Below are 13,148 nucleotides of genomic sequence, written 5' to 3'. Positions count from 1 at the left end.
GGAGGGTGACATGAACAAGCATCCTGCAAACGCAATCAAAGCCGCCCGCATTAAAGGTGGCGTCGCGACCGATCAGCGTCATGATTCAGCCCACAAGCATGTGACAGGCGAAGCGGTCTATATCGACGATATTCCGGAACCTGAAGGCACGCTGCATATCGGCGTCGGCTTCTCGACGGTCGCCCATGCCAAGATCACTGCTACGGACCTGTCTGCCGTGCGCGCTGCTCCCGGTGTCGTTGATGTGCTGACTTATAAAGATGTGCCGGGCGAAAACGATGTTTCGCCATCGGGGATGCATGACGATCCGATCTTCGCGGTCGATAATGTTCAGTTCCACGGTCAGCCGATTTTTGCGGTTGTTGCCCGCACGCGTGATCAGGCGCGTAGAGCCGCACGCCTTGCCAAGGTCGAATATGAAGAAATGCCGGGCTTGTTCTCGATTTCTGGTCTCGATGGTTACAAGGATAAGCTGGTTTTCACGCCGCTGACGCTCAATCGTGGCGATGCTCGCAAAGCCATTGATGACGCACCGCGCAAGGTCAAAGCGCGTATGAAAGTCGGTGGGCAGGATCACTTCTACCTAGAAGGGCAGGCCTCGCTTGCCATCCCTGGAGAAGATGACGATGTGACCATCTATTGCTCAACGCAGGGGCCAAGTGAAACCCAGCATCTGGTCGCCCATGCGCTTGGCGTGCCGAGCCATTCGGTGACAGTTGAAGTGCGCCGTATGGGCGGCGGCTTTGGTGGCAAGGAAACACAGGCCAATCAATGGGCAGCCATTGCTGCTATCGCAGCCAAGAAGCACAAGCGCGCCGTTAAAGTTCGTCTTGATCGTGATGAGGATATGACCTCCACCGGCAAGCGGCATGATTTCATGATCGATTATGAAGTCGGTTTCGACGATGAGGGCAATATCCTCGGTGTCGATTATATGTTCGCACTGAATGCGGGTTTCTCTGCCGACCTGTCCGGTCCAGTGGGTGACCGCGCTCTGTTTCATTGCGACAATGCCTATTTCTTCCCCGCCGTTCATGCGCAGTCGGCACCGCTTTATACCAATACCGTGTCCAACACTGCATTCCGTGGTTTCGGCGGTCCGCAAGGCATGGTGGGGGCCGAGCGCGTGATCGAGGAAGTGGCTTTTGCTGTCGGCAAAGACCCGCTCGAAATTCGCAAGCTCAATTTCTATGATGCCATGGGCACCGAAGGTGGCACGCGCAATGTGACGCCTTATCACCAGAAGGTGGAAGATTGCATCATTCAGCGTATCGTTTCCGAGCTTGAGGAAAGCGCTGATTACGCGAAGCGCCGCGAGGCAATCCGCGGATTCAACGCCAAAAGCCGCTACGTCAAACGCGGCATGTCACTGACACCAGTGAAATTTGGCATCTCCTTCACCAAGACGGAATCCAATCAGGCCGGTGCATTGGTGCATGTCTATAATGACGGCTCGGTGCATATGAACCATGGCGGCACGGAGATGGGGCAGGGGCTTCATCTGAAAGTGGCGCAGGTTGTAGCCGAAGAATTCCAGATCGATCTTGATCGGGTGAAGATTACCGCAACAACGACCGCGAAAGTTCCAAATACAGCGCCTACGGCGGCCTCGTCCGGTGCTGATTTGAATGGTATGGCCGCACAGGATGCGGCACGTCAGATCAAGAAGCGCCTTCTTCAATTTGCAGCCCAGCAATATCAGGTGCCGGAAGATCAAGTCGTGTTTCTGCCGAACCGTATTCGGGTGGGCAATCAGGAGATCAGCTTCAACGATCTGGTGAAGCAGGCCTATATCGGGCGCGTGCAACTTTCAGCATCGGGTCATTACAAGACACCGAAAATCCACTGGGATCGCGCAAAGGGTAAAGGCCACGCCTTCTATTATTACGCCTATGGCGCGGCTTGCTCGGAAGTTTCCGTTGATACGCTGACAGGTGAATATGTGGTGGAACGCACTGATATCCTTCATGATACCGGGCGGTCGCTCAACCGTGTCATCGATCTCGGCCAGATTGAAGGCGGTTTCGTGCAGGGCATGGGCTGGCTGACTACGGAAGAGCTTGTCTGGGACGACAAAGGCCGACTGCGTACACATGCACCGTCAACCTACAAGATCCCGCTGGCATCAGATCGTCCGAAGATTTTCAATGTGGCGCTGACCGACTGGTCGGAGGCTTATGAGCCAACGATCCACCGCTCCAAGGCCGTGGGTGAACCGCCGCTGCCGCATGGCATGTCAGTGCTTTATGCGCTGTCGGATGCGGTGGCCAGTGTTGCAGATCACAAAATCAGTCCGCGCCTTGATGCGCCAGCAACGCCCGAGCGCGTGCTGATGGCTATCGAGCGTTTACGAAGTCAGAAAGGCTGATGCGATGCTGGGCAGGCGGGACGACATAAGGGCGTTTCTCAATAAACGGCCCGATAGTGTTCTGATCGAAGTCACTGATGTGAAAGGTTCTGCACCGCGTGATGCAGGTGCCTGGATGCTTGTCGCCCGAGACATGATTTTCCGCACTATCGGCGGTGGCCAACTCGAATATATGGCGATTGACCATGCCCGCAAAATCCTGGCTGGCGGCAGAGATTCCCCGATGGATGTGCCTCTTGGCCCCGAAATTGGCCAATGCTGCGGTGGCCGCGTGGGCTTAAGCTTTCGGCGGGTTAACCGAGGACTGGCTGAGGACCTTGTTGCCAAAGTTGATGCCGAAATCGCCACCCGCCCGCATATCTATGTTTTTGGTGCTGGCCATGTGGGCGACGCGTTAGCCTATTCGCTATCGCTGACACCTGTACGGGTTATTTTGGTGGATACGCGTGAAGCGGAGCTTATGGCAGTGGATGCTCCAGGCGTCGAAACCTGTCTTGCCGCTATGCCTGAACAGGTGGTGCGATCGGCACCACCCGGCAGCGCCTTCATTGTGCTGACCCATGACCATGCGCTTGATTTCCTGATTGTGGTAGAGGCGTTGCAGCGCGACGATGCTCTCTATGTTGGCATGATCGGCTCGAAGTCCAAAAAAGCCACTTTCAAAAACTGGTTGAAACGTGAAATCGGTAGCGATGATTTATTTGAAAATCTCGTCTGTCCGGTTGGCGGCTCAGTCGTGAAAGACAAGCGCCCGGAAGTCATTGCCGCATTGGCTGCGGCAGAAGTTTTAACCGCCGTGCTCGTTTCCAACAAAGTTCTACAGCCCGCCTAATTCAATTGATTAGGCGGGCGTTATTTTACAGGATTTCCAGCAAACGTGCGAAGCGGTTGTGTGTTGGATAATGCAATAAAAGCAACGAGTAGAGCTACCTTTGTGCGCCCAAAAGGGCGCACGGCGCTCTAAGCCAGTGCTTCGCGGATCAAGCGCTGGCAGCGTTCCGTCATGAAATCGATGATCAGACGGACCTTCGGGTCCTGAAACCGCTTGTGCGGATAGATCGCAGCAAGCTGAATCGACGCTGGCGGCGTGCTCTCAAGAATTGGAACAAGCCTTCCATCGCGGATATATTCCTTCACTTCAAACAGCGGTTTGTTGATGATTCCGCGCCCGCCAAGCGCCCATTGCGTCAATACGTCGCCATCGTCGGAGTCATAAGGGCCAGTGACTTCGAACTTGCGCAGACCTTCCGACGTTTGCAGCGACCAGTAAAACTCCTTGGAGCCGGGAAACCGCAGCAGAAGGCAATCATACTTGTCGCCCAAAAGCTCTTCCGGCGACTGTGGCGTGCCATGCTTTTCCAGATATTCAGGTGCAGCACAGATCACACGTTCGCAGTTCAGAATACCGCGCATCCGCAAGTTGGAATTTTCCAGAACGCCTAATTTGAAAGCAACATCAACGCTTTCGCTCATGATGTCTATCTCATGGTCAGATAGTCGCAGGCGCACTTCGATGTCCGGATATTTGTCGTGAAACTCCGGAATTCCCGATGCAATCAGCCTCCGACCCAGTCCCAGAGGTGCTGTAATGCGAATCGAACCTTTGGGATTCTTGGCAAGTTCTGCGACAGCTGCTTCGGCTTCATCCACTGCTTCGAGGATCTTTAAAGCACCATCATAAAATATGCGGCCATGCTCGGTTGGCGTCAGCTTGCGTGTCGTTCTGTTGAAGAGACGCACACCAAGATGCTTCTCCAACTCCTTGATTCGATTACTTGCAACAGCTGGCGAAGCACGCTGGTCACGGCCTGCTGCTGACAAATTCCCCAATTCGACAACGCGCACAAAAACGCGCAGATTATCAAGATAAGACATGCGTCCCCTCCACGATTGTCTAGATTTTTTTGAAAGTGATGGTCGTGTTGTGACGTTCCCATTGGTGCAAAGCTTTGGCACATAATAAAGTAACGAACAATGGGGCCGCCGCATTGGGCCAAAAATCAATAATGGATTTTTGGAAAACATGATGCGGCAACAAAACAAGACAGAGTGTCCTTTATGCGTCCTTCTGGACGCGACGCGCTCTGAGAATGGGAGTACCGGATGTATGATCTTGCCGTGGCCTGGGACTGGCTGGGCTTCGCAGTGCGGTGGCTACACGTCATCACCGCGATTGCGTGGATCGGCTCGTCTTTCTATTTCATCGCGCTGGACTTGGGACTTCGTCAGCGTCCGGGCTTACCCGTCGGCGCTTATGGCGAAGAATGGCAGGTCCATGGTGGTGGCTTCTATCATATCCAGAAATATCTGGTTGCCCCCGCCGAGATGCCAGAGCATCTGACATGGTTCAAATGGGAATCCTACGCCACATGGCTTTCGGGCTTCACTTTGCTCTGCATCGTCTATTATGCGGGCGCCGATCTCTATCTGGTTGATCCGAATGTGCTTGATGTATCGGCACCGACGGCAATCGCCATTTCGATCGCTTCGCTGGCATTTGGCTGGATCGCCTATAACACCATCTGCAAGCTGATGCTCGGCAAGAGCGATACGCTTCTGATGGTCATTCTCTACTGCATTCTGGTGGTGATGGCCTGGGGCTATACGCATCTGTTTACGGGTCGTGCAGCTTTCCTGCATCTGGGAGCTTTTACCGCGACAATCATGTCTGCCAACGTGTTCATGGTCATCATTCCGAACCAGAAAATCGTGGTGGCTGATCTGATTGCCGGTCGCAAACCAGACCCGAAATACGGCAAGATCGCCAAGCAGCGCTCAACGCATAACAACTATCTGACTCTGCCGGTTCTGTTCTTGATGCTGTCGAACCACTATCCGCTGGCCTTCGGAACCGAATTCAACTGGATCATCGCATCGCTGGTGTTCCTGATGGGTGTCACAATCCGCCACTGGTTCAACACTCAGCACGCTCGTAAGGGTAGCCCGACTTGGACATGGCTGGTGACGGTTATCCTGTTCATTATCATCATGTGGCTGTCGACCGTGCCGAAAATTCTGACCGGAGAGCCGGAAGAACAAAAGGTTTCATCGCTACAGCAGACTTTCATCTCAGACCCGCACTTTGAAAAAGTGCGGGATACTGTTCTGGGACGTTGTGCGATGTGCCACGCCAAAGAGCCAGGTTGGGAAGGCATCATCGTGCCGCCAAAAGGTGTGGTTCTTGAAACAGATAAAGATATCGCGGCCCATGCGCGCGAAATCTATTTGCAGGCCGGTCGTTCCCATGCCATGCCGCCTGCCAACGTCACCGGGGTAAGTAATGAGGAGCGCAAGCTGCTCGCTTTCTGGTATGAATCCGCGACTTCTGGAGCAAAATAACAATGACCAAACTTCTCATCCGTGGCCGCGTGCTGACTTTTCGTGACGAACCGCAGAGTCTGGATGATGCTCAATCCTATCAATATATCGAAGACGGTGCCGTGCTTGTCGAAAATGGCCGCATTGCGCGCCTGGGCGACTATGCTGATGTGAGCGCTGAAGCAGGCCATGACGTGCAAGTTGCCGACCATCGCCCGCATCTTATTCTGCCGGGTTTCATCGATACACACATCCATTATCCGCAGACACAGGTTGTCGCGTCCTATGCGGCCAATCTCCTTGAATGGCTCAACACCTATACATTCGTGGCAGAGCAGAAATTCGCCGATGAGCAGCACGCGGAATTTATCGCTGAGCGCTTTTTGGACGAATTGATCCGCCATGGCACCACCACCGCCGTCGCTTATTGCTCGGTACACCCGCAGAGCGTCGATGCCTATTTCCGCGCGTCGCAGCATCGCAATATGCGTATGCTTGGCGGTAAGGTGATGATGGATCGCAATGCGCCGCCAGCACTCTGTGATACGGCTCAATCGGGATATGATGACAGCAAGCAGCTGATTGCCCGCTGGCATGGCAAAGATCGCCTTGATTATGTGATTACGCCGCGTTTTGCGATCACGTCAACGCCTGAGCAGCTGGAAGCCAGTCAGGTTCTGGCACGCGAGCATCCTGAATGCTTCATCCAGACACATCTTTCGGAAAATCACGAAGAGATTGAGTTCACAAAATCGCTTTACCCGGATGCGCCCGATTATCTTGGCATTTATGAGCATTATGGTTTGCTGGGCAGCAAGACCTTGCTTGGCCATTCCATCCATCTAGAAGAGCGCGAAGTGAAGGTGATGGCAGAGACCGGCTCGATTGCCGTCTTCTGCCCGACCTCAAACCTGTTTCTCGGTTCAGGCCTTTTCGATCGCGACCGCCTGAAAGCATCGGGCGTGCGTATGTCAGTTGCTACTGATGTTGGCGGCGGCACCAGCTTCTCGATGCTGCGCACGATGGATGAGGGCTACAAGGTGCTGCAATTGCGTGGAAGCCGCCTCAACCCTTTCCAGTCATTCTACATGATGACACTCGGCAACGCCCGCGCGCTGTCGATGGAAGACAAGATCGGCACGCTCGACGAGGGCACGGAAGCCGATATTGTGGTGCTGGATTCTGCCGCGACATCGCCGATGCGCCTGCGCATGGCCGCAGGCGCCACGCTTGAGCAGGAGTTATTCCTGTTGCAAACGGTTGGCGATGATCGAGCGATTGTCGAGACCTACATCGCAGGCAAACCGTTGAAATCGGAACTCGGCTAAAAAATCTCTGGAGGAGGGAGAGGGAGGGCCCGCGGCGGAGAAATCTGCTGCGGGTTCTTCTGTTTTTACAACTCTTCCGGTCGCTTGCCACCCATGGTGCGGGTCAGCTCATCGGCTGTTGAGCGGATCAATGGCCCAAGTTCGTCAAGCTTTTGTCGGGGCAGGCGCACTGCAGGTCCGGAGACAGAAATGCCAGCAATCGCTTCGCCATATTCGTTGAAAATGGGCGCCGCGATGCAGCACATGCCGAGCGTATGTTCTTCGTCGTCAATCGACCAGCCGCGTGTGCGCGTTGCCTGAATGTCTTTCAGCAATGCCGGTAAGGTGTCGAGCGTGCGCTGTGTGAAATGTTCCAGCGTTCTGCCAGAGAGCGTGCGCGCGATTTCTGTGTCCGACCATGTGGACAAAACTGCCTTGCCGATACCCGAGGCGTGGATTGGACCGCGACGACCCGGGCGGAAGAAGGCGCGCATCGGCGCATGGCTTTCAATCTGCGAAATGAACACGACGTCACCGCCGTCCTCAATGCCGATATTCGCGGTTTCGCCGCTCGTTTCCATCAATGATTTAAGATAGGGCCGCGCCAGCGTGCCGAGCTTCCGGAAGCGGCGAAAAGCGTTGCCAATCTCGAAAGCCTTGACGCCAATGGTCCAGTCGCCGGTTTCAACATCATGCGAAACCATGCCGTGATTGGCGAGCGATGAGAGAAGCCGATGAACGGTGGAAGGAGCCATGCCACTGGCATCGGCGAGGTCGGTTAATGTCGAGCCGTCATTCTCGGCAATGAGCGCCAGAAGCTTGAGACTGCGATCTAAAACCTGAACGGACGAGGGCGCGGCATTCTCCGCTGCCTTGCGGCCACGCTTTGCTTTTGCCTGTTCCATGTGCCGCCTCCGATTCCCTGTTTTTTCATCACTACCCCATGATCGTAATCTCGGGAAGTGCGCGGCGATTATCTCCATTCCGTTGAAAATCTTTATTTCCATATAATGGTATGCATTTCCATTTTTTGGGTATAGCTTTTAATTATGGATTAGCTTTCCGCTGGAGGAGATTAACATGGCCAAAATGCGTGCAGTCGATGCAGCCGTACTTGTGCTGGAAAAAGAAGGGATCAATTGCGCATTCGGTGTGCCGGGCGCTGCGATCAACCCATTTTATTCGGCCATGAAGGCACGGGGTTCTATCCGTCACATTCTGGCGCGTCATGTTGAAGGCGCTTCGCACATGGCGGAAGGCTATACCCGCGCAAAGCATGGCAATATTGGCTTGTGCATCGGAACGTCCGGCCCGGCTGGTACAGACATGATTACCGGCCTTTATTCGGCCTCTGCCGATTCAATTCCAATCCTCTGCGTTACAGGCCAAGCCCCCCGCGCGCGCCTCGACAAAGAGGACTTTCAGGCAGTCGATATTGCCAAGATCGCGGCCCCCGTTACCAAATGGGCGGTCACGGTTATGGAGCCAGCACTGGTGCCTTTTGTGTTCCAGAAGGCTTTTCATATCATGAAGTCGGGTCGTCCCGGCCCGGTGCTGATCGATCTGCCGATCGATGTCCAGCTCGCCGAAATCGAGTTTGACATCGATACCTATCAGCCGATGGAAGCATATAAGCCCTCAGCCACCCGCGCACAGGCCGAAAAGGCCATCGCGATGTTGAACGACGCGGAACATCCGTTAATCGTTGCAGGCGGCGGGATCATCAATGCCGATGCTTCCGATCTTCTGGTTGAATTTGCTGAAATCACCGGCATTCCGGTTATCCCGACCCTGATGGGCTGGGGCGTCATCCCTGATGACCACCGCCTGATGGCGGGCATGTGTGGCCTTCAAACCTCGCATCGTTATGGCAATGCAACGCTACTGGCCTCCGACATGGTGATCGGCATCGGAAACCGCTGGGCAAACCGTCATACCGGCAATGTCGATACCTATAAAAAGGATCGCAAATTTATCCATGTCGACATCGAACCAACCCAGATCGGCCGCGTTTTCGCACCGGATTTCGGGATTGTTTCGGATGCTGGCAAAGCCCTGAAACTGCTGCTGGATGTCGCCACCGAATGGAAGTCCGCGGGTAAACTGCGCGACTGGTCTGGCTGGGCGCAGGAATGCGCTGAGCGCAAGAAAACCATGCTGCGCAAGACGCATTTCGATCAGACACCATTGAAGCCCCAACGCGTTTATGAGGAAATGAACAAGGCATTTGGCCGCGACACTTGTTATGTCACGACCATTGGTCTGAGCCAGATTGCCGGTGCGCAGTTCCTGCATGTTTATCGTCCACGCAACTGGATCAATTGCGGGCAGGCAGGCCCATTGGGCTGGACATTGCCGGCAGCACTCGGGGTTCGCGCGGCCGACCCTGATCGTCCGATTGTTGCCCTGTCTGGCGATTATGATTTCCAGTTCATGATTGAGGAACTGGCGGTCGGCGCACAGCACAAGCTGCCTTACATTCATGTCGTCGTGAATAATTCCTATCTCGGCCTGATCCGTCAGGCGCAGCGCGGCTTTAATATGGATTTCGAGGTCAGTCTTGCCTTCGATAACATCAATGCATCGGGTGATGCGGAAAAGGGTTACGGCGTCGATCATGTAGCGGTTGCCGAAGGCCTCGGCTGTAAGGCGATCCGCGTTCGAAGCCCGAACCAGTTCGCTGAAGGTTTTGAACAGGCAAAGGCGCTGATGGAAGAGCATCAGGTGCCGGTTGTCCTCGAGTTCATCCTTGAGCGTGTCACCAATATTTCCATGGGCGCCGATATCGATCAGGTCGTCGAGTTCGAAGAACTGGCCGAGCGTGGCGAAGATGCGCCAACGGCGATTGCCATGCTGCTGGATTAAAAATGAGCAATTGCAGGAAAACTGTGAAGCGGTTTTCCGTTCGCAATTGCGTAGAAAAATAGAGGAGGCGGAAATGCCAAGATTTGCAGCCAATCTCACCATGCTTTTCAACGAAGTGTCGTTTATGGATCGCTTCGCTCTCGCCGCCAAAGCCGGTTTCACAGGGGTGGAATATCTCTTCCCCTATGACTTCAACCGCCATGAGCTGAAAGCCGCGCTCGCCAAGCACAATCTGGCACAGGTGCTGCACAATCTGCCTGCGGGCAACTGGGGTGGGGGCGAGCGCGGTATCGCGGTTCTGCCGGATCGTATCGATGAATTCCGCCGCGGCGTCGCCGACGCGATTGACTATGCGACAGCGCTTAACTGTTCGCAGGTCAATTGCCTTGCAGGCATTGCCCCCCAAGGCGTTGACCCGGATGTGTTGCGCGCAACGTTCGTCAGCAATCTCCGGCTTGCTGCAAAGGAACTTGGTAAGCACGGCATTCGCCTGCTGATCGAGCCAATCAATCACTATGATATTCCGGGCTTTTATCTCAATACGGTCGAGCAGGCCGTTTCGATCATCGACGAGGTGGGCAGCAACAATCTGTTCATTCAATATGATCTTTATCACCAGCAGCGCACGCGCGGCGAACTGATTGCCACTTATGAACGCTACAAGCCGCTGATTGCCCACGTTCAGCTAGCCGATAATCCGGGCCGCAACGAACCGGGCACCGGCGAAATCAACTATCCATATGTGTTCGAAGCGTTGAAAAATGCTGGCTACAAGGGCTGGATCGGTTGCGAATATAAGCCAAAGACAACCACCGAGGAAGGACTTGGCTGGTTCAAACAGGATGAAGCCGAACGGCTTACCGCATAGGGGGAACGGTTATGACAAATATTGGTTTTATCGGGCTTGGCATCATGGGCAAGCCAATGGCGCAGCATTTGCAAAATGCAGGCCATCAGCTCTTTACTTCGAAGCACACGCAACCGCCGCACAAGGATTTGCTGGATGCAGGGCTGAGCGTTCTTGAAACGCCAAAGGCAGTCGCAGCCGAATGCGAGACAATCATTCTCATGTTGCCGGATACCCCACAGGTAGCGGACGTTCTGTTTAGCGAAAATGGTGTTGCCGAAGGTTTGGGCAAAGGCAAGACGCTGATCGACATGAGTTCGATTTCGCCCATTGAAACCAAGGAGTTTGCAAAGAAAGTCCGCGCAACCGGTGCCGAATATATCGATGCGCCTGTGTCTGGCGGCGAGGTTGGTGCGAAAAATGCCAGCCTTTCCATCATGGCAGGCGGTGCGCAGGATGCTTTTGACAAGGCGCTGCCACTGTTGAAACTCATGGGCAAAAATATCACGCTTGTTGGTGATTGCGGCGACGGCCAGACAACCAAGGTCGCCAATCAGATTATTGTCGCGCTCAATATTGAAGCCGTAGCCGAAGCGCTGGTCTTCGCGTCCAAAGCGGGGGCTGATCCAGCCAAGGTGCGCGAGGCACTGATGGGTGGATTCGCGTCATCGCGCATTCTGGAGGTACATGGCGAACGCATGATCAAGCGCACATTCGATCCGGGTTTCCGGATTTCGCTGCACCAGAAGGATTTGAACCTGGCATTGCAGGGCGCAAAGGCTCTCGGCGTTTCGCTTCCAAACACCGCAACCGCTCAGGAATTGTTCAATTCCTGTGCAGCACATGGCGATGATGGTCTCGATCATTCGGGACTGGTGCGCGCGCTGGAGCGCATGGCGAACCATGATGTTGCCTAGTCCCCAAGTTTGATTTCTCTGGAGGGGAGAGGGTGGAGCTGGTTATCTGGAGGGAGGTGGCCGGCTCCATTGCTTTTATATGCGCAGCACGAAATAGTGCTGCTTATCGCTTTCTGACGCGCATCTTATCCGAAAACCGTTTCACACTTTTCGGGATGCGCTCTAAAAACAATAATCAATGTCGGGAATCTCATGACTGCTATCACCGATCCGAAGAAGTTTCTGACCAGTCTGTTCGATGCAGCGGTTGCGGCTGCTGATCCCGAACTGGTTATCCGCGCCAATCTGCCTGCCACGCCCAAGGGCCGGACGATTGTGATTGGTGCAGGCAAAGGCTCGGCACAGATGGCAGCCGCTTTTGAACGCGCATGGGCAGAGCGGCATGAGGGCGAGGACGCACCAATCGAAGGCATTGTCGTCACGCGCTATGGCTATGGCGCACCTTGCAAAACCATCGAGATCATCGAAGCATCGCACCCGGTTCCTGATGATGCCGGACTTGCGGCCTCAAAACGGCTGTTCGATGCAGTGTCCAACCTCACCGAAGATGATCTTGTTGTGGCGCTTATTTCTGGCGGAGGCTCTGCTTTGTTGCCATCGCCGCCTGAAGGTCTGACGCTTGCCGACGAGATTGCGGTCAACAAAGCTTTGCTTGCCTCTGGTGCGCCGATCTCGGCCATGAATGCGGTGCGAAAACACCTGTCGACCATTAAAGGCGGGAGGCTGGCAGCGCACGCACATCCGGCAAAAGTCTTCTCGCTGGTGGTTTCCGATATTCCCGGAGACAATCCTGCCTTTGTCGCGTCTGGCCCGACTGTGCCTGATGAAACGAACCGCGACGAAGCGCTTAAAATTATCGAACGCTACAGACTTGAACTGCCCGATGCCGTGCTTGCGCATATCAAAAGCGAAAAATGCCATGCGCCGAAGCCCGATGATAAAATCTTTGCTGACAACGAAGTGCGGGTGATTGCATCAGCAGCCGTGTCGCTTGAAGCAGCCGTCAAAGAAGCGCAGCGTCATGGGGTCGAGGCGGTGATCCTGTCCGATTCAATGGAAGGTGAAGCACGCGAAGTGGCACATGTTCATGCAGCAATCGCGCGCGAAGTGGCGGATCGTGATCGCCCGTTCAAAAAACCGATTGTGCTGCTTTCCGGTGGTGAGACCACCGTAACCATCCGCGCCAAAGGCGGCAAGGGTGGTCGCAACAGCGAGTTTCTGCTGGCTTTCGCGCTTGATATTGATGGCTATGGGAATATTCACGCACTGGCTGCGGATACGGATGGCATCGATGGTTCGGAAGACAATGCAGGTGCCTTTGCGGATGGGACAACAGTTTCGCGGCTGCAAAAGGCTGGCGAAGATGGCGCTGCACGGCTCAACGCCAATGATGCATGGAGCGCATTTGACGCTATCGGTGATCTGTTCGTGCCGGGGCCAACCGGCACCAATGTCAATGATCTCCGCGCTATTCTGATAACGGGCTAGCTCTCAAGCAAAAGGGGGAGGGGGCGTTAAGTTATAAC

Annotated in this window: 10 protein-coding genes; 8 read left to right on the top strand and 2 right to left on the bottom strand. The window is 54.7% G+C overall.

The genetic code is table 11. The features are described from left to right. Window positions 1–10 precede the first annotated feature (10 nt). Window positions 11–2,368: a xanthine dehydrogenase molybdopterin binding subunit gene (gene xdhB / locus RT142_RS02810; RefSeq protein ID WP_313027196.1), complete on the top strand. Its 2,358-nt coding sequence runs from the start codon at window positions 11–13 to the stop codon at window positions 2,366–2,368. Window positions 2,369–2,372: 4 nt separating this feature from the next. Further along, window positions 2,373–3,200, top strand: a complete 828-nt coding sequence (gene xdhC, locus RT142_RS02805) for a xanthine dehydrogenase accessory protein XdhC (RefSeq protein ID WP_313027194.1) — start codon at window positions 2,373–2,375, stop codon at window positions 3,198–3,200. 128 nt (window positions 3,201–3,328) lie between these two features. Here xdhC and RT142_RS02800 read toward each other — a convergent pair whose 3' ends face one another. Beyond that, window positions 3,329–4,243: a LysR family transcriptional regulator gene (locus RT142_RS02800; RefSeq protein WP_079211517.1), complete on the bottom strand. Its 915-nt coding sequence runs from the start codon at window positions 4,241–4,243 to the stop codon at window positions 3,329–3,331. Between the two features lie 228 nt (window positions 4,244–4,471). Between RT142_RS02800 and RT142_RS02795 the strand changes: the two genes are divergently transcribed. Then, window positions 4,472–5,707 (top strand): urate hydroxylase PuuD, encoded by a 1,236-nt coding sequence (locus tag RT142_RS02795; RefSeq protein ID WP_313027191.1) that lies wholly within the window; start codon window positions 4,472–4,474, stop codon window positions 5,705–5,707. A 2-nt stretch (window positions 5,708–5,709) separates the two neighbouring features. After that, the gene (gene guaD / locus RT142_RS02790) at window positions 5,710–7,014 is read left to right on the top strand and encodes a guanine deaminase (protein ID WP_112808087.1); all 1,305 of its coding nucleotides are present in this window, start codon (window positions 5,710–5,712) and stop codon (window positions 7,012–7,014) included. 65 nt (window positions 7,015–7,079) lie between these two features. Here the strand turns inward: guaD and RT142_RS02785 are convergent, their stop codons facing one another. Beyond that, window positions 7,080–7,898, bottom strand: coding sequence for an IclR family transcriptional regulator (locus RT142_RS02785; protein ID WP_112808085.1), 819 nt, complete (start codon window positions 7,896–7,898; stop codon window positions 7,080–7,082). Between the two features lie 175 nt (window positions 7,899–8,073). Here RT142_RS02785 and gcl point away from each other — a divergent pair, with 175 nt between their 5' ends. The 4 genes from gcl to RT142_RS02765 all read left to right on the top strand — a co-directional run bounded on the left by gcl (window position 8,074) and on the right by RT142_RS02765 (window position 13,110). Further along, a complete protein-coding gene (gene gcl / locus RT142_RS02780) occupies window positions 8,074–9,858 on the top strand; it encodes a glyoxylate carboligase (RefSeq protein WP_064320197.1) in 1,785 nt (594 codons plus the stop codon). A gap of 73 nt (window positions 9,859–9,931) precedes the next feature. Next, entirely contained in the window at window positions 9,932–10,726 is a 795-nt protein-coding gene (gene hyi / locus RT142_RS02775) for a hydroxypyruvate isomerase (protein WP_313027184.1), read from the top strand. Window positions 10,727–10,737: 11 nt separating this feature from the next. Beyond that, on the top strand, window positions 10,738–11,622 hold the full coding sequence (locus RT142_RS02770; RefSeq protein WP_007873594.1) for a 2-hydroxy-3-oxopropionate reductase: 885 nt from the start codon (window positions 10,738–10,740) through the stop codon (window positions 11,620–11,622). Window positions 11,623–11,814: 192 nt separating this feature from the next. Further along, entirely contained in the window at window positions 11,815–13,110 is a 1,296-nt protein-coding gene (locus RT142_RS02765; protein WP_313027181.1) for a glycerate kinase, read from the top strand. Window positions 13,111–13,148 lie beyond the last annotated feature (38 nt).

Origin of the sequence: Brucella sp. (genome assembly GCF_032066345.1) — a bacterium.
GTDB lineage: Bacteria > Pseudomonadota > Alphaproteobacteria > Rhizobiales > Rhizobiaceae > Brucella > Brucella pseudogrignonensis.
Note: the sequence above shows the minus strand (reverse complement) of the source record. Positions and strands in the feature narration are given on the sequence as shown.